Origin of the sequence: Bacillus sp. FJAT-27986 (genome assembly GCF_001685035.1) — a bacterium.
Classification (GTDB): domain Bacteria; phylum Bacillota; class Bacilli; order Bacillales; family Pradoshiaceae; genus Pradoshia.
Window position 1 is genome coordinate 304387 of sequence record NZ_MAYV01000015.1, and the last position, 16875, is coordinate 321261.

The 16875-nt window shown below is 39.0% G+C and carries 17 protein-coding genes and 2 riboswitches; of the genes, 16 read left to right on the forward strand and 1 reads right to left on the reverse strand.

Going from position 1 to position 16875, the window contains the following annotated elements:
* Positions 1-94: 94 nt before the first annotated feature.
* On the reverse strand, positions 95-223 hold the full coding sequence (locus A8L44_RS18580; protein WP_077248114.1) for a YuzL family protein: 129 nt from the start codon (positions 221-223) through the stop codon (positions 95-97).
* Positions 224-402: 179 nt separating this feature from the next.
* On the opposite strand from A8L44_RS18580, the gene A8L44_RS12350 reads away from it, so the two are divergent.
* From A8L44_RS12350 to sufU, 16 genes are all read left to right on the forward strand, one after another.
* Positions 403-2793 carry a 3-hydroxyacyl-CoA dehydrogenase/enoyl-CoA hydratase family protein gene (locus tag A8L44_RS12350; protein ID WP_066106456.1) on the forward strand — a complete coding sequence of 797 codons (2391 nt, stop codon included), beginning with the start codon at positions 403-405 and terminating at the stop codon, positions 2791-2793.
* Positions 2794-2830: 37 nt separating this feature from the next.
* Positions 2831-4009, forward strand: a complete 1179-nt coding sequence (locus A8L44_RS12355) for an acetyl-CoA C-acetyltransferase (protein WP_066106459.1) — start codon at positions 2831-2833, stop codon at positions 4007-4009.
* Positions 4010-4075: 66 nt separating this feature from the next.
* Positions 4076-5860, forward strand: coding sequence for an acyl-CoA dehydrogenase family protein (locus A8L44_RS12360; protein WP_066106463.1), 1785 nt, complete (start codon positions 4076-4078; stop codon positions 5858-5860).
* 142 nt (positions 5861-6002) lie between these two features.
* Positions 6003-6356, forward strand: a complete 354-nt coding sequence (locus A8L44_RS12365) for an arsenate reductase family protein (protein ID WP_066106466.1) — start codon at positions 6003-6005, stop codon at positions 6354-6356.
* Between the two features lie 72 nt (positions 6357-6428).
* Entirely contained in the window at positions 6429-6812 is a 384-nt protein-coding gene (gcvH, locus tag A8L44_RS12370; protein WP_066106469.1) for a glycine cleavage system protein GcvH, read from the forward strand.
* A 170-nt stretch (positions 6813-6982) separates the two neighbouring features.
* Positions 6983-7378, forward strand: coding sequence for a toprim domain-containing protein (locus tag A8L44_RS12375; RefSeq protein ID WP_066106472.1), 396 nt, complete (start codon positions 6983-6985; stop codon positions 7376-7378).
* Positions 7353-7634 (forward strand): thioredoxin family protein, encoded by a 282-nt coding sequence (locus A8L44_RS12380; RefSeq protein WP_066106475.1) that lies wholly within the window; start codon positions 7353-7355, stop codon positions 7632-7634. Before A8L44_RS12375 ends, A8L44_RS12380 begins: the two co-directional genes overlap by 26 nt.
* A gap of 275 nt (positions 7635-7909) precedes the next feature.
* A riboswitch (SAM riboswitch) is annotated at positions 7910-8014 on the forward strand.
* 86 nt (positions 8015-8100) lie between these two features.
* Positions 8101-9420, forward strand: coding sequence for an O-acetylhomoserine aminocarboxypropyltransferase/cysteine synthase family protein (locus A8L44_RS12385; protein WP_066106478.1), 1320 nt, complete (start codon positions 8101-8103; stop codon positions 9418-9420).
* Between the two features lie 94 nt (positions 9421-9514).
* Positions 9515-9626: riboswitch (SAM riboswitch) on the forward strand.
* A 113-nt stretch (positions 9627-9739) separates the two neighbouring features.
* The gene (locus A8L44_RS12390) at positions 9740-10771 is read left to right on the forward strand and encodes a methionine ABC transporter ATP-binding protein (RefSeq protein WP_066106481.1); all 1032 of its coding nucleotides are present in this window, start codon (positions 9740-9742) and stop codon (positions 10769-10771) included.
* The gene (locus A8L44_RS12395; protein ID WP_066106484.1) at positions 10768-11436 is read left to right on the forward strand and encodes a methionine ABC transporter permease; all 669 of its coding nucleotides are present in this window, start codon (positions 10768-10770) and stop codon (positions 11434-11436) included. Before A8L44_RS12390 ends, A8L44_RS12395 begins: the two co-directional genes overlap by 4 nt.
* Before the next feature lie 13 nt (positions 11437-11449).
* A complete protein-coding gene (locus tag A8L44_RS12400) occupies positions 11450-12283 on the forward strand; it encodes a MetQ/NlpA family ABC transporter substrate-binding protein (RefSeq protein ID WP_066106487.1) in 834 nt (277 codons plus the stop codon).
* Positions 12284-12576: 293 nt separating this feature from the next.
* Positions 12577-12729, forward strand: a complete 153-nt coding sequence (locus A8L44_RS19005; protein ID WP_175354290.1) for a hypothetical protein — start codon at positions 12577-12579, stop codon at positions 12727-12729.
* 359 nt (positions 12730-13088) lie between these two features.
* Positions 13089-13874, forward strand: coding sequence for a Fe-S cluster assembly ATPase SufC (sufC, locus tag A8L44_RS12405; RefSeq protein ID WP_066106490.1), 786 nt, complete (start codon positions 13089-13091; stop codon positions 13872-13874).
* A gap of 17 nt (positions 13875-13891) precedes the next feature.
* Positions 13892-15196, forward strand: coding sequence for a Fe-S cluster assembly protein SufD (sufD, locus tag A8L44_RS12410; RefSeq protein WP_066106498.1), 1305 nt, complete (start codon positions 13892-13894; stop codon positions 15194-15196).
* Positions 15196-16425 (forward strand): cysteine desulfurase, encoded by a 1230-nt coding sequence (locus A8L44_RS12415; RefSeq protein ID WP_066106501.1) that lies wholly within the window; start codon positions 15196-15198, stop codon positions 16423-16425. The genes sufD and A8L44_RS12415 overlap by 1 nt, the downstream gene beginning before the upstream one ends.
* Positions 16415-16849 (forward strand): Fe-S cluster assembly sulfur transfer protein SufU, encoded by a 435-nt coding sequence (gene sufU, locus A8L44_RS12420; protein ID WP_066106504.1) that lies wholly within the window; start codon positions 16415-16417, stop codon positions 16847-16849. Before A8L44_RS12415 ends, sufU begins: the two co-directional genes overlap by 11 nt.
* Positions 16850-16875: the final 26 nt, after the last annotated feature.

Below are 16875 nucleotides of genomic sequence, written 5' to 3' on the forward strand. Positions count from 1 at the left end.
ACACATACCCCAAATCATTAGATTTGGGGTATTTTATGTGCGTTTAATAGGAGCGAAAAAGTACGCCTTGTACATAGTATAAAACAGGTGCAGACTATTTTTTAAACTGGTTATTTTGGCTGTTTACCTTATTATAATGTTTTTCATGGTGCGGACCAGCATTGCCTTTTACACTTGCCGCACTGACTCCTTCTTTGCTTGGATTCTTTTTAAGCTTCGCCATTAAATTCACCTCCAGTAGTAGTTTGACCAAATAAAAACTTTCTAACAAATTACCATTTTTATGGCTTTTTTAATTGCGGAATTTTCTAAAATCTTTTATAGTTAAAGATGTAGGATTTTTATTCCATATTTTTTTGTCATAAAAATGAATGAGTATTCATTCAAATTAAAGGGGGATTAATGTTGAACCTTAAAATTAAAAAAGTAGCTGTACTTGGATCAGGTGTCATGGGTTCAGGGATTGCAGCACATTTAGCCAACATTGGAATTCCGGTTAAGCTATTGGATATTGTTCCAAGAGAACTTACCGCGGATGAGGGAAAAAAGGGGCTAACTCTTGAAGACAAGCAAGTCCGTAATCGATTGGCTCAAATGTCCATTCAAAAACTACTTAAACAAAAACCTGCACCGTTAACCTCCAAGAAAAATTTATCTTTAATTGAGCCAGGAAACTTTGAAGACGACTTGTCAAAAATTAATGATTGCGACTGGATTATTGAGGTCGTTGTTGAAAGACTTGATATTAAACAAAGTGTGTTTTCACAAATTGACGAATATAGAAAGCCGGGCAGTATTATTAGTTCAAATACATCCGGAATTTCCATTGAGGCAATGGCGGAAGGGCGTTCAGAAGATTTCCGCAAACATTTCCTTGGCACTCATTTCTTTAATCCACCTAGATATTTAAAGCTTTTGGAAATTATCCCGACAGAAGCAACATCGCCTGAAATAGTTAAAGCGATGAAACAATTTGGAGAAGATGTTTTAGGAAAAGGGGTTGTAATTGCTAAAGATACCCCGAATTTTATCGGTAATCGCATTGGGACTTACGGTTTATTGGTAACTGTTCGTGAAATGATGGAGCGCGGCTACAGTGTCGGGGAAGTAGATTCTGTAACTGGTCCTTTAATTGGCCGTCCAAAGAGTGCAACCTTCCGTACGCTGGATGTAGTGGGACTGGATACATTCGCGCATGTAGCTAAAAATGTTTATGACAATGTAGATAATGAGGAAGAAAAATCTGTATTTGAAGTACCTGAATTTATGAAAAAGATGCTTGATAACGGCTGGTTGGGAAGTAAGTCAGGGCAGGGATTCTTCCTGAAAAAAGGGAAAGAAATACTGGAGCTTGACCCATCCACTTTGGAATATGTAGAGCGTAAAAAGCTAAAAGCACCTTCGCTTGATATGGTAAAGCAGGAGAAAGGCGCCGCGAGAAAATTGAAAGCGCTTATTTATGCGAAAGATCGTGTCGGTGAATTGCTATGGAATGTAATCAGCCCTACTTTACTCTATTCAGCAGAACTACTTGGCGACATTGCCGATGATATTGTTGCAATCGATCAGGCCATGAAATGGGGATTCGGTTGGCAGCTTGGACCATTTGAAACCTGGGATGCAATTGGCCTAGAGAAATCCGTTGCCAGGATGCAGGAGGAAGGACGCAATATTCCTGAATGGATCACACAAATGATTGAAAACGGTAACACAACCTTCTATAAAGAAGGGGATAACGGAACCCTTTATTATGCAAATGGTGAATATCAAGAGGTTGAAGTAAACGAAAAAATCATAAATCTGAAGTTGATTAAGAAACAAAAAGGGGTCATTAAGAAAAATAGCGGTGCGAGCCTGATTGATATTGGTGATGGTGTGGCTTTGCTAGAATTCCATTCTCCGAATAATGCGATTGGCTTTGATATTATTCAAATGATTAATTATGCAATTGAAGAAGTGGATAAAAACTACAAAGGACTAGTTATCGGAAACCAGGGCAAAAACTTCTGCGTTGGAGCCAACCTGGCTATGATTTTAATGGAAGTACAGGACGACAATATATTTGATGTAGAAATGATTACACGTCAATTCCAGCAAGCGATGATGAATATTAAATACAGCAATAAACCGGTTGTTGCGGCGCCGTTTAATATGACGCTTGGCGGAGGAGCTGAAATTTGCCTGCCAGCCGCGAAAATCCAGGCATCATCTGAGTCATATATTGGATTGGTTGAGACGGGTGTCGGCTTGTTGCCTGGCGGAGGCGGAAATAAAGAGCTATATATTAAACACCTGGATAGCTTACCGAATGGTATTGATTTCGATATTACTAAAGTTGCTATTAAAGTGTTTGAAACGATTGCTACTGCCCAAGTATCTACTTCCGCTGATGAAGCAAGAGAGAATAACTTCCTGAATAGTAACGATGGAATCAGTTTTAATCCAGATCATCAGTTATATGATGCGAAACAAGCTGTTATTGCTTTACATGATACTGGCTATAAGCCGCCGGTGCGCAAAAAAATTCCGGTATCAGGAGAACCAGGTTATGCGGCTCTATTACTAGGAGCACAATCTATGCTGTATTCAGGCTATATTTCAGAGCACGATTTGAAGATTGCCCAAAAAATTGCCTATGTTTTAGCCGGCGGTAAGGTGCCTTATGGAACAGAAGTGGATGAACAGTATTTGCTTGATTTAGAAAGAGAAGCATTCATCAGCCTTGTCCAGGAAGGAAAAACACAGCAGCGCATGCAGCATATGCTTGTTAAAGGAAAACCATTACGCAATTAATAGATCCGTATTTTGATTGATTAAGAGGAGGATTGGCATGAGAGAAGCAGTGATTGTAGCCGGAGCCAGAACCCCGGTTGGCAGAGCCAAAAAAGGAACTCTTGCAAATGTTCGACCAGATGATTTAGGTGCATTAGTAGTAAAGGAAACGCTAAAACGAGCAGAAAATTACGATGGACCCATTGATGATATGATCTTTGGATGCGCAATGCCTGAAGCAGAGCAAGGGCTCAATGTGACTCGTAATATCGGTGCCTTGGCAGGATTACCATACAATGTACCGGCTATTACGATCAACCGTTACTGTTCATCAGGACTGCAATCCATTGCTTATGGTGCAGAGCGAATTATGCTCGGACATTCTGAAACGGTCATTTCCGGTGGGGTTGAATCGATGAGTATGGTTCCGATGATGGGACATGTAGTTCGTCCTAATTCCAAACTGGCAGAAGCAGCTCCTGAATACTATATGGGTATGGGTCATACGGCTGAAGAAGTTGCTAAGAAATTTGGGATTACCCGTGCGGAACAGGATGCCTTTGCAGTATGCAGTCACCAAAAAGCTGCGCAGGCCATTCGAGATGGGAAATTTGAAGATGAAATCGTTCCTGTTGATGTCACTTTTCGGCAAGTAGGATCAGACCATAAATTAAAAGAGCGATCCGTTCAATTTACAACAGATGAAGGAGTTCGAGAAGGGACAACAACGGAAGTACTTGCTAAACTGAGGCCTGCATTTTCACTCACGGGAACAGTAACAGCCGGTAATGCTTCACAAACCAGTGATGGAGCAGCAGCGGTATTACTAATGGACCGGGAAAAAGCCGAGGCAGATGGTTTCAAGCCACTTTTGAAATTCCGTTCTTTTGCAGTCGCAGGAGTGCCGCCGGAACTTATGGGAATCGGTCCGGTAGAAGCAATTCCAAAAGCTCTTAAGCTGGCAGGATTAAGTTTATCTGATATTGGATTATTCGAATTGAATGAAGCGTTTGCTTCTCAATCCATTCAGGTAATTCGTCAGCTTGGATTGGATGAGGAGAGAGTGAATGTAAATGGCGGCGCCATTGCATTAGGACATCCGCTTGGGTGTACTGGAGCTAAATTAACATTGAGCCTCCTTCATGAGATGAAACGCCGAAATGAGCAATTTGGAATCGTAACGATGTGTATTGGCGGGGGAATGGGCGCGGCTGGTGTATTTGAATTATTAGCATAAAAATTTATAAACGATGAGATGATTGGCAACAAGAGTCCAGTCATCTCTAAATCAGGAGGAAGAAAAGTGGCTAATCAAACAGAAGAAGTGTTAAAAGGCGGAGCGTTTTTAATTGAAGATATTGATGCAGAAAACATGTTTACACCTGAGGATTATACTGATGAACATAAAATGATTGCGAAAACGACTGAGGATTATTTAGTAAATGAAGTATTGCCTCAGGTGGAATATTTAGAGAATCATGAGTTTGACCGTTCTGTAAAATTATTGAAACAAGCTGGAGAACTAGGTCTATTAGGTGCAGATGTACCGGAGGAATATGGTGGATTAGGCTTGGATAAAGTCAGTTCCGCCCTTATTTCAGAAAGATTATCCCGTGCAGGAGGCTTCTCAATTTCTCATGGAGCACATGTTGGGATCGGGTCCTTGCCAATCGTTTTATTTGGTAATGAAGAACAAAAACAAAAGTACCTCCCATTATTAGCTACCGGGGAAAAGCTGGCAGCCTATGCCTTAACTGAACCAAGCTCAGGCTCTGATGCTCTTGGCGCAAAGACAACAGCAAAATTGAATGAAGCAGGAACTCACTATGTCTTAAATGGTGAGAAACAATGGATTACAAATGCAGGCTTTGCTGATGTATTTGTCGTATATGCAAAAATCGACGGCGACAAATTTTCTGCATTCATCGTAGAAAGAGAGTATCCAGGTGTGTCTACTGGACCGGAAGAAAAGAAAATGGGGATTAAGAGCTCTTCAACTAGAACATTAATTCTTGAGGATGCAGAAGTACCTGTTGAGAACCTATTGGGAGAAGCAGGAAGAGGTCATGTAATTGCCTTTAACATTTTGAATATCGGTCGTTATAAATTGGGAGTAGGAGCTGTTGGTGCTTCCAAACGAGGATTTGAATTAGCTGCTACGTATGCTAATCAACGCCAACAGTTTAAAACACCAATCTCTTCATTTAATTTAACAAAAGAAAAGCTCTCTACAATGGCTTCCAAAATATACGCAGCTGAAAGTTCCGTCTATAGGACAGTTGGTTTATTCGAGGAAAGAATGAGCCGCCTAAGTGATGAAGAAGTAAAAGATGGGAAAGAAGTAGCAAAATCAATTGCTGAATATGCAATCGAATGCTCCTTAAATAAGTTCTTTGCTTCCGAGGTTTTAGATTATGTTGTGGATGAAGCGGTTCAGCTTCATGGAGGCTATGGATTTATGGCTGAGTATGAAATTGAAAGAATGTACCGTGATTCTCGTATTAACCGTATATTTGAAGGAACAAACGAAATTAACCGTCTGCTTGTACCAGGTACATTCCTGAAAAAAGCTTTAAAAGGTGAATTGCCGTTATTACAAAAAGCACAGGAGCTGTCTGAAGGACTCATGATGCTTATGCCTGAAGAGCCAGGTACAGAGCCGCTTGATCAAGAAAAACATCTTGTGAAAAATGCTAAGAAGATTGGTATTATGATTGCAGGATTGGCTGCGCAAAAATATGGTACTGAGCTGGAAAAAGAACAAGAAATTCTTGTTAATATTGCGGATATTGCTTCTTTCGTTTATGCGATGGAATCAGTTGTTCTTCGTACAGAAAAAGCAATCAAAAAAGATGGCTTAGAAAAGAACAAACAAAAACTTCTTTATACTCAAATCTTCTGCCAGGAAGCATTTGGCGAAATCGAGAAGCATGCTAAAGAAACATTAGTGGCAACAGAAACTGGTGATACATTACGTATGATGACATCAGCTTTACGTAAATTCACACGTTTCACACCAATCAATGTAATCGCACTTAAACGTGAAGCTTCAGAAAAGTTAGTTGATGCTGAGCGTTACACTGTTTAATCCTTTATACTATGGAGGCCTGGTGAAAACCAGGCTTTTTCTTTTCCTGCTATGTTAGACCTGTTACCTTTTCTAGAGCAGAAGTATATCCGTTTAAGATAGATGAAAAAATGTGGTATGCTTCAATTGAGGTGATAAAACGATGATTACATTATACTGGTATCCTAAATGCGGGACATGCAGAAAAGCAAAGAAATGGTTTGATGAAAAGGGAATATCCTATCAAGAAGTTGATATAGCGCAAAATCCTCCATCGAAAGAAGAGCTAGAAATAATTTATCAAAAAAGTGAATTGTCTCTTCAGAAATTTTTTAACACAAGTGGGATGAAATACAGAGAACTTGGGTTAAAAGATAAAGTGAAGGATATGTCTGAAGATGAAATTCTTACCTTGCTTGCATCAGACGGGATGCTAATCAAGCGCCCAATCGCATTTGATGGAGAAAAAGTAACAGTAGGATTCAAAGAGGTAAATTACCAGAAAATCTGGGCATGAAACAATTGTCAAATAACCAGTTTGATGTCATGATAAATAGGAACCATACATACATTTTGGGGGGATTAAATCATGAGCATTCCAGCGGGATTACGTTATACAGCTGAGCATGAATGGGTTAAACAAGAGGATGGTAAGATTCGAATTGGAATAACTGATTTTGCTCAAAAAGAATTGGGAGACATCGTATTTGTGGAACTACCGGAAATAGGTGATCAATTGACCCGTAATGAACCGTTTGGCAGTGTAGAATCAGTTAAGACAGTATCTGAATTGTATGCGCCAATCAGTGGGACAGTTGTTGAAGTAAATGAAGAATTAGCGGATAGTCCAGAATATGTTAATGAATCTCCATATGAAAAAGCATGGATGGTAGTTGTTGAACCATCCGAAATCAGCGAATATGATGAATTAATGGATGCTGGCCAATACGAAACAGCGACTAAAGAAGAGTAGTCAATAGAGGGGAGAAGTTTGGGGTCATTCGTCAGCTTCTTTCCTTTTTATTATGTTTTTAGATCAATTGTTACTTTCCACTATGTTAGGGTAAGATACATATAATGAAAAAGACGAAGGCAATTGTCCAATCACATAGAACGTACTCTCCTAATAAAAGGTAATCAATCATGCAGGATGCTCAAAGTGAGAAAGTAATTATTGTGGAAGGTTCTACCGACCGCCAAAAAATACAATCTGTACTTAACGAATCTGTCGATATAAGATGTACAAATGGAACCATCAGTCTATCGAAAATGGATGAATTAGTAGACGAACTTGAACAGAGAGACGTGTATATTTTGGCTGATGCAGATGAATCCGGAGAAAAGCTGAGAAAACAGTTAAGACGAGAAATGCCAAATGCATCTCACATATATATTGATCGTACATACCGTGAAGTTGCTAATGCGCCAAGATATCATTTAGCAACGGTTCTTTTGGCAGCCAATATAGATGTAAAAGCCGAATTTTTAAAACAAATGAAGGATGTAATGAAAAATGAACAATCAAACCACGATAAATAAAGCGATCTATACTTTTACTCCTCTTTGCGGAACATGTCAATTAGCAGGTAAAATGCTTGATATTGCAAAGGAAGTCCTCCCAAATGCCTCTTTGGAAAAAGTCAATCTTAACTATGCTAAGGAACTTGCAGAAGAATATCAAATTCAAAGTGTACCATGCCTCATTTTAATCAAGGATAACCAGCCAATCGAGAAAATCTATGCCTTCCACTCAGTTCCCTATCTTGTTGATCAATTAAAGAGAATTACAGAATAAGAGCAGTTATTTCTCAGGAAATATGTCGATGAATATTTAACTAGAATCTTAAAGGTGCTGTTTCTATTTTACGCTGTCTATGTCAGAAGTTTTAATTGATTTGTAGAATTCTATATAATAGCCTGTAATCTCAACCGATTAGACGATTGTTAAGTGGCTAACTGGAGGCATTTATTATAGTAAAAGAAGCTCCTTGTTATTTAATTTAAAAATTCTGAATAATCAGTTGACTCATATTTTTCCATATGCTATAGTTTTAACAACTTAATACTTGGTTCTTATCAAGAGAGGTGGAGGGACTGGCCCGTTGAAGCCCGGCAACCGGTATTTTTATAATACACGGTGCCAATTCCAGCGGATATAAATCCGGGAGATAAGGAGAGATGGAAAATGCCTGCCTCTTCTTGTGAAGAGGTTTTTTTCATTTACTCACTTCTCTATTTAAAATGAAATGGAGAGATGTAGAATGGCAAATGAAGAAAAGAAGTATCGGTTTGAAACAGTAGGTATACACGGAGGATTGCAGCAGGATTCGGTAACTGGAGCGAGAAGCGTGCCGATTTACCAGACGAATGCTTATTTATTTAAAGACACAGATCATGCTGCGGATTTATTTGGATTAGCTGAAACTGGCTATATTTATACTAGAATCCATAATCCAACTTCAAGTGTATTCGAAGAACGTATAGCAGAATTAGAAGGTGGCATTGGAGCTTTAGCGGTATCAAGTGGTGCTGCAGCTATAACACTCTCAATCCTAAATATTGCGGGAGCAGGTGATGAAATTATCTCTGCGTCCACTCTATACGGCGGAACCTACAATTTATTTGCCAATACTCTCCCTAAGTATGGTATTAACGTAAGGTTCGTGGATCCAAGTGACACTGAAAATTTTAGAGAAGCGATTACATCAAAGACCAAAGCTATTTTTGGAGAAACGATTGGAAATCCAAGCCTGCAGGTTCTTGATATTGAACGGGTGGCGGAAATTGCTCATGAAGCTGGAATTCCGTTAATCATTGATAATACATTTGCAACTCCTTATTTATCCCGTCCGATTGAGTTTGGAGCGGATATCGTCGTACACTCAGCTACGAAATGGCTGCTTGGAAATGGAACCACATTAGGCGGGGTCATAGTCGATGGAGGGAAGTTTGACTGGAATTCATCTAAATTTCCGGGCTTTACTGAACCCGATCCAAGCTATCATGATCTGATTTACAGTGAAGCAATTGGTGCAGCAGCATTTATTGTAAAGGCCAGAGTTCAGCTGTTGAGAGATTTAGGTCCTTCCTTAAGCCCGTACAATGCCTTTCAATTTATTCTCGGATTGGAAACTCTGCATGTGAGGATGAAGGAGCATGTAGCCAATACGAGATTAATAGTTGACTATTTAAAACAGCATCCGGCTGTATCGTGGGTCTTGTATCCAGGAGATTCAGATCACCCTGATTACGAAAAAACGAAGAAATATTTACCCAAAGGTGCTGGAGCAGTCGTTGTTTTTGGAATAAAGGGTGGACGTGAGGCAGGTAAAAAACTGATTGATTCCGTTGAACTGTGGTCCCATGTGGCCAATGTGGGAGATGCAAAGAGCCTAATTATCCATCCGGCAAGCACGACTCATCAGCAACTAAGTGAAGAGGGATTAAAAGCATCAGGTGTACAGGAGGATTTAATCAGACTGTCTGTTGGAATTGAACATGCAGAAGATCTAATTGAAGAATTGGAGCTTGCGATTGAAAAAGCAACAGGTATAGCTTCCACTGAGGTGGTTGTGAAATAAATATTGAACATGCTATGCAGACTTTGGTGTTGACAGTTCTTTCTTCAACATGATAGGATAGCAGACAGTTAGATTTAATTGAATAGTTTAAGTACTCTTATCAAGAGAGGCCGAGGGAAGTGCCCTTTGACGCCCGGCAACCGGCAATCATTTATGATTGAAAAGGTGCCAATTCACACAGGATAATAAATCCTGGGAGATGAGAGAAAGGAACATGTTATAAATAAATCATGCCTTTCTGCCTCCGCAGAAAGGCATTTTTGTTTAACTGAAGTTATTCTTTAATTATAGGTTGATAGAAAGAGCAGGTGAACTTTTCATGATTACATTACGTGATGTATCGAAGACCTTCTCAGGAACATTTAAACGTTCATCAGCTGTCAAAGCAGTGGATCAAGTCTCATTATCTATTGAAAAAGGCGAGATCTTTGGAATTATTGGGTACAGCGGTGCGGGAAAAAGTACCCTCATTAGAATGCTGAACGGTTTAGAGAAGCCAACAGAAGGCAGTGTCTTGGTGGCAGGCAAAGATATGGCTGCTATAAAAGGCGCTGAATTAAGAAAAGCCAGAATGGAAATAAGTATGATTTTTCAACACTTTAATCTCCTCTGGTCAAGGACAGTCAGCGAAAATATAGAGTTTCCTTTAGAAATTGCGGGCGTACCAAGCAAGGTACGTAAAGAAAGAGTGAAGGAACTTGTAAGTCTGGTAGGATTAGATGGCCGTGAAAATGCTTATCCATCTCAGTTGAGCGGCGGTCAGAAGCAGCGGGTCGGTATAGCGCGCGCATTAGCGAACAATCCACAGGTTCTTCTTTGTGACGAGGCGACATCAGCACTTGATCCTCAGACTACAGACGATATTTTGGATTTGCTCGTTGATATAAATAAAAGACTTGGCTTGACAATCGTATTAATTACACATGAAATGCATGTTATTCGTAAAATCTGTCATCGCGTTGCTGTGATGGAGATGGGGAAAGTGGTCGAGAGCGGAAAAGTACTTGATGTATTTAAAAAACCAAATGCTCCGATTACTAAACGATTTGTACAGCAAGTGACAGAGCCAGAAGAAACGAAAGAGACGATTGAGCATTTGCTTGCTGAATATCCGACGGGGAAAGTTGTACAATTATCCTTTATTGGCGAATCAGCTGAAACCCCTGTTTTATCAGAGGTTATCCGCTCTTACAAAATCAATGTAAACATATTGCAGGGTAAAATATCGCAGACTCAGCACGGGTCCTATGGAACGTTATTTATTCATGTAGACGGTGATGCTGCTGAAGTGGCGAAAGCGATTGACTATCTCCACAATCAGGAAATTGGTGTGGAGGTGATTTCAGAATGATGGAAACATTATTACCAAATGTAGTTTGGGAACGAATTTATGAAAAGACATGGGAAACCTTGTATATGACAGGTGTCTCATTAATCGCAACTTTTTTCCTTGGAATTATATTGGGTCTGCTATTATTCTTGACCTCAAAGGGGAATATGTGGGAAAACAAAGTGATTTACGGAATTGTAGGTGCTTTCGTTAACATATTCCGTTCCATTCCATTCATTATTCTAATCGTGTTGTTAATTCCTTTCACAAAGGCATTAGTAGGAAGTATTATCGGTGTCAATGCGGCTTTGCCAGCTTTAATTATAGGTGCTGCTCCATTCTATGCGCGAATGGTTGAGATTGGATTGCGTGAAATTGATAAAGGTGTAATAGAAGCAGCAAGATCGATGGGGGCCACTTCCTTTACAATCATATGGAAGGTGCTAATTCCTGAATCTCTGCCTGCACTTGTTTCTGGTATCACAGTTACGGCAATTGCGCTTGTAGGTTATACAGCGATGGCAGGTATGATTGGTGCGGGCGGACTTGGAAACCTTGCCTATTTGGAAGGGTTTAGCCGCGGACAGACAGATGTCACGATTGTTGCTACTATTTTAGTATTGATTATTGTGTTTATTCTCCAATTTATTGGAGATTTTATAACAAGAAAATTAGATAAGCGCTAGGGAGGAAACCAAAGTGAAAAAGTTATCGTTCATACTTGTTTTAGGATTAACCCTATTATTGGCAGCCTGCGGTGGATCAGGAGATGAATCCAATTCCGGGGACAAAGAACTAAAAACGATTAAAATTGGCGCATCAAATGTTCCACATGCAGAAATATTGGAAGAAGCAGCAACTCTTCTTGAAGAAAAAGGTATTAAACTTGAAGTTGAAGTATTTACAGACTATGTAATGCCGAATAAAGCATTGGAAGATGGCTCAATTGACGCTAACTATTTCCAACACATCCCTTATTTTGAGAGTCAAGTGAAGGATAATGGGTATGATTTCGCCAATGCAGGCGGAATCCATATTGAACCGATTGGTGTTTATTCTAAAAAATACGACAGCCTGGATGACCTACCAAAAGGCGCAAGCATCATTATGAGCAGCTCAGTAGCTGATCATGGGCGTATGTTATCTATGCTGGAAACAGAAGGCTTAATAAAGCTAAAAGAAGGCATTGATAAAACTAAAGCAACTGTGGATGATATTGCGGAAAATCCGAAGAATTTAAAGTTTAAAACGGATATTGAAGCACCTATGCTTACGCAGGTTTACAATAATGATGAAGGCGATGCAGTACTGATTAATTCCAACTATGCCATTGAAGCGGATCTTGTACCAGCTGAGGATGCGATTGCATTGGAAAGTGCTGATAATAATCCATACGTAAACATTATTGCTGTTAGATCTGAGGATAAGAATAAGGAAGAAATTAAAACATTGGTTGAAGTTCTTCATTCTAAAGATATCCAGGATTTCATTAATGAAAACTACAAAGGGTCCGTTATCCCATCAAATAAATAATAGAAAAGGAAGGTGCAGCTATTCATTTAGCTGCACCTTTTTCATCTATATAATAGGTGTTTTAAAAGCAATTGTAAGATGCTTTTCCAATGAATTATTTTCTTCTCTGGTATTATTTTTCAGGATAATCAAGGATTTCCTAGAAGAAATACGCAATATCACTTTTAAGATGTGCTCAGAGTGGTATATAGACTTTGAGGGTTCTTCTGCAAAGTGATACCCTTATTATAATAAATGGAAAGGAATGATTCATTATCTTTGACAATCAGTTACAGCTTAGAGTAACAGATGAAATGGAAAAAGCGATGAGGCAGGCACATGGAGTTGGCTATGAAGTTTACAGTCAGAATCTTGAAGTGCGTATGAAAGTAGAAGAGAAGCGTGAACGTAGTTATATGAAGAGTAATCAAATCTTAAATGATGTGAATAGAAGAGTACATGGGTAAATGAATCAAGTGATAAAGTGAATATTTCTAAAAGTGATAATCATAAAAACAGGTAGCGGAAGAAAAATCAATTTCTCCTTCTACCTGTTTTTATGTTTTCAATTAGTGCAAAAATGTTACTGCCGTCTTTAAAATCAGGGTGGTTGGTAAAGATCATGCTGGTTCTTTTCTTTCGTGAAAATTAACATTATAATGTCAGTAAAGCTAAGTATTATGTTAAAATATTATGTCCATTTTATGTAATTTTCTCGTTTCAAAAAGTTGAATCTAGATTTGATTTGTTATAAGATTGTAATGAGAATAAATTGAGAATAGAAATAATCTAAAACTTTAGATGACTATATATTGGAGGTATAAGAATGGCTGGTTCAGTTCTTACAATTAAAGATTTACATGTTTCAATAGAAGGTAAAGAGATTCTTAAAGGGGTAAACCTTGAAGTTAAAGGTGGAGAAATCCATGCAATTATGGGGCCAAATGGTACAGGAAAATCTACATTGTCATCTGCTATCATGGGTCACCCAAAATATGAAGTAACAAGTGGTTCCATCACAATGGACGGTGAAGATGTTCTTGAAATGGAAGTTGACGAACGTGCTCGTGCCGGTCTATTTTTAGCAATGCAATACCCAAGTGAAATTACTGGGGTTACTAATGCCGACTTCATGCGTTCTGCTATTAACAGTAAACGTGAAGAAGGAGACGAAATTTCCTTAATGAAATTCATTAAAGAAATGGATAAAAAAATGGATCTATTAGAAATGGATCAAGATATGGCTCAACGTTATTTAAATGAAGGCTTTTCCGGTGGTGAAAAGAAACGTAATGAAATCCTTCAATTATTAATGCTGCAACCAGCCATTGCGATTCTTGATGAAATCGACTCCGGTTTAGATATTGATGCGCTGAAAGTTGTTTCCAAAGGAATCAACCAAATGAGAAACGAAGATTTTGGCTGCCTAATGATTACTCACTATCAACGCTTATTGAACTACATTACTCCAGATTATGTTCACGTAATGATGCAAGGTAAAATCGTGAAATCCGGTGGAGCAGAACTAGCGCAACGCTTAGAAGCAGAAGGATATGACTGGATTAAAAAAGAATTAGGTATTGAAGACGAAACAGTAGGAATTGAAGCATAAGCAATAGGAGGATCGTTATGACAATCGAAACTACATTACTCGAAAAAGATGTTGTATCATCTTTTTCAAAAGCACATAGTGAGCCTGCCTGGCTTGAAAGCTTCCGTTTAGACGCCCTTTCTGCCTCAGCTGAGCTACCTATGCCGAGACCTGATAAAACGAAGATTGATAAATGGCAATTAGAGGATATGAAAGTGAACTCCGTTACAAGCGAGACATTTACATCTATTGATGAACTTGCTGAAGACGTGAAAAAGCTGATCAATCCTGATGAGAACAGAAGTTTGTATGTACAACGAAACAATACAGCTGCTTATTTGACAGTATCTCAGGAACTTAAAGATAAAGGTGTTATTTTTACAGATATCAGGACTGCTGCTAAAGAACATCCTGAACTTTTGCAAAAATACTTCATGACTACAAGTGTTCCTGTAAAAACGAATAAGCTTACAGCTTTACATGCAGCACTCTTTAATGGTGGAGCTTTTCTTTATATCCCACGCAACGTGGTTATTGAAGAACCCATCCAGGCTATCTTCATGATTGATAATGCTGAGACTGAATTATATAATCACGTACTTGTTGTTGCTGAAGAGAGCAGCTCCGTAACGTACGTTGAAAACTATATTTCATTGGTTGACGGCAAAGAGACTATTGGAAATATCATTTCTGAGGTTATCGTCGGCAACAATGCGGTCGTTAAATATGGTGCAGTTGATACATTATCTAAAGATATGAAAACCTATGTAAACCGTAATGCATATGTAGGAAATGATGGACGAGTGGAATGGGCATTGGGCTTAATGAACGATGGTAATACTATTTCAGAGAATATTACAAACCTACATGGTAATGGTTCATATGGTGATACTAAAACAGTAGTGGTTGGTACTGGTAAACAAACTCAAAACTTTACAACTAAAGTTGTTCATTTTGGTAAAAACTCAAATGGATATATCCTGAAGCACGGTGTTATGAAGGATGAAGCATCCTCCATTTTTAATGGTATCGGTAAGATTGAACATGGTGCCACTAAAGCTGATGCTGTACAGGAATCCAGAGTATTAATGCTTAGTCCGAAAGCACGTGGGGATGCAAACCCTATTCTGTTAATTGATGAAGATGATGTAACAGCTGGACACGCAGCTTCTGTAGGCCGTGTGGATCCAATTCAGCTTTATTATTTAATGAGCAGAGGGATCAGTAAAACAGAAGCAGAACGTTTAATTATCCATGGGTTCCTTGCCCCAGTAGTAAATCAATTACCTGTTGAAGCTGTTAAAAAGCAGTTGACTGAGGTAATTGAAAGGAAAGTTAAATAATGATTCCAACGAATATTAAAGAACTTTTCCCAATTTTAAATGAGAAAGTCAATGGTCATTCATTAGTATATCTGGACAGTGCCGCAACTTCGCAGAAGCCAGCATCCGTTATTCAGACTATTGATGAGTATTACAAGCGGTATAACTCTAATGTACACCGTGGTGTTCACACACTTGGAACGATGGCCACGGATGCTTATGAGGGAGCACGTGAAAAGGTAAGAAAGTTCATTAATGCGAAATCCATCGAAGAAGTTGTCTTTACAAGAGGGACAACGACTTCGATTAATACAATTGCTGCCAGCTACGGGAAAGCTAACCTAAAAGCTGGTGATGAAATTGTTATCAGTATGATGGAACATCATAGTAATATCATTCCATGGCAGCAAGTAGCTAAAGCAACCGGTGCGACATTGAAATATATCCCGCTTGGAGAAGACGGTACTATTTCACTTGAAACAGTCAAAGAAGTGATTACTTCAAACACGAAAATCGTTTCAGTTATGCACGTATCGAATGTGCTTGGTGTCATCAATCCGGTTAAAGAAATTGCGAAAATTGCCCATGAAAATGGAGCAGTAATGGTTGTAGATGGTGCGCAAAGCACTCCGCATTTGAAAGTGGATGTTCAGGATCTTGACTGTGATTTCTTTGCCTTTTCTGCACATAAAATGTGTGGACCAACTGGCATTGGTGTCATGTACGGGAAAAAGGAATACCTCGAGAATATGGAACCAATCGAATTTGGCGGAGAGATGATTGATTTTGTGGGATTGCAGGATTCTACATGGAAAGAGCTGCCTTGGAAATTTGAAGGCGGTACTCCAATCATTGCAGGTGCCATTGGACTTGGAGCTGCAATTGATTTCTTGAATGAGATTGGTCTTGATAATGTAGAGGCGCATGAGCATAAGCTTGCTGCTTATGCACTTGATAAATTATCAAGTATAGAGGGGCTCCAAATCTATGGACCTAAAAATCCGGAATCAAGAGCTGGTGTAGTAACTTTTAACCTTGAGGATGTTCATCCGCATGATGTCGCTACCGTTCTGGATGCAGATGGAATAGCTATTCGTGCCGGGCATCACTGTGCACAACCGCTTATGAAATGGTTAAAAGCTTCGTCTACGGCGAGAGCAAGTTTTTATGTATATAATACAGAACAAGATATCGACCGTTTAGTCGAAGGACTCGTTAAAACAAAGGAGTATTTCAGTAATGGCTTCTAATAATTTAGATACCCTTTACAGGCAAGTGATCATGGATCACTATAAAAATCCACGAAATAAAGGAAGCCTGGAAGACGGCAGTCTTGTGATAGATATGAATAACCCTACTTGTGGAGATCGTATTCATCTTACACTTAAAGTAGAGGATGGTATTGTGCAAGATGCAAAGTTTGATGGAGAAGGTTGTTCCATCTCTATGTCATCAGCTTCCATGATGACTCAAATCGTCAAAGGCAAAAGCAGTGAGGAAGCATTAAAGCTTGCTGGTATATTTTCGAACATGATACAGGGCAAGGAATATGACGAAGGCGATCTTGATCTTGGTGATATAGAGGCCCTTCAAGGTGTGAGTAAATTTCCAGCACGTATTAAGTGTGCGACACTTGCTTGGAAAGCTATGGAAAAAGGGCTTAACGAAAACTAAAATGACATGTTTTAGCTGAGAGTGAA

Bases quoted from the DNA above. Each gene is read 5' to 3' on its own strand.
- A8L44_RS18580 (WP_077248114.1), bottom strand. From the start codon at position 223: ATGGCGAAGCTTAAAAAGAATCCAAGCAAAGAAGGAGTCAGTGCGGCA.
- A8L44_RS12350 (WP_066106456.1), top strand. From the start codon at position 403: ATGTTGAACCTTAAAATTAAAAAAGTAGCTGTACTTGGATCAGGTGTC.
- A8L44_RS12355 (WP_066106459.1), top strand. From the start codon at position 2,831: ATGAGAGAAGCAGTGATTGTAGCCGGAGCCAGAACCCCGGTTGGCAGA.
- A8L44_RS12365 (WP_066106466.1), top strand. From the start codon at position 6,003: ATGATTACATTATACTGGTATCCTAAATGCGGGACATGCAGAAAAGCA.
- gcvH (WP_066106469.1), top strand. From the start codon at position 6,429: ATGAGCATTCCAGCGGGATTACGTTATACAGCTGAGCATGAATGGGTT.
- A8L44_RS12375 (WP_066106472.1), top strand. From the start codon at position 6,983: ATGCAGGATGCTCAAAGTGAGAAAGTAATTATTGTGGAAGGTTCTACC.
- A8L44_RS12380 (WP_066106475.1), top strand. From the start codon at position 7,353: ATGAACAATCAAACCACGATAAATAAAGCGATCTATACTTTTACTCCT.
- A8L44_RS12385 (WP_066106478.1), top strand. From the start codon at position 8,101: ATGGCAAATGAAGAAAAGAAGTATCGGTTTGAAACAGTAGGTATACAC.
- A8L44_RS12390 (WP_066106481.1), top strand. From the start codon at position 9,740: ATGATTACATTACGTGATGTATCGAAGACCTTCTCAGGAACATTTAAA.
- A8L44_RS12395 (WP_066106484.1), top strand. From the start codon at position 10,768: ATGATGGAAACATTATTACCAAATGTAGTTTGGGAACGAATTTATGAA.
- A8L44_RS19005 (WP_175354290.1), top strand. From the start codon at position 12,577: ATGGAAAAAGCGATGAGGCAGGCACATGGAGTTGGCTATGAAGTTTAC.
- sufC (WP_066106490.1), top strand. From the start codon at position 13,089: ATGGCTGGTTCAGTTCTTACAATTAAAGATTTACATGTTTCAATAGAA.
- sufD (WP_066106498.1), top strand. From the start codon at position 13,892: ATGACAATCGAAACTACATTACTCGAAAAAGATGTTGTATCATCTTTT.
- A8L44_RS12415 (WP_066106501.1), top strand. From the start codon at position 15,196: ATGATTCCAACGAATATTAAAGAACTTTTCCCAATTTTAAATGAGAAA.
- sufU (WP_066106504.1), top strand. From the start codon at position 16,415: ATGGCTTCTAATAATTTAGATACCCTTTACAGGCAAGTGATCATGGAT.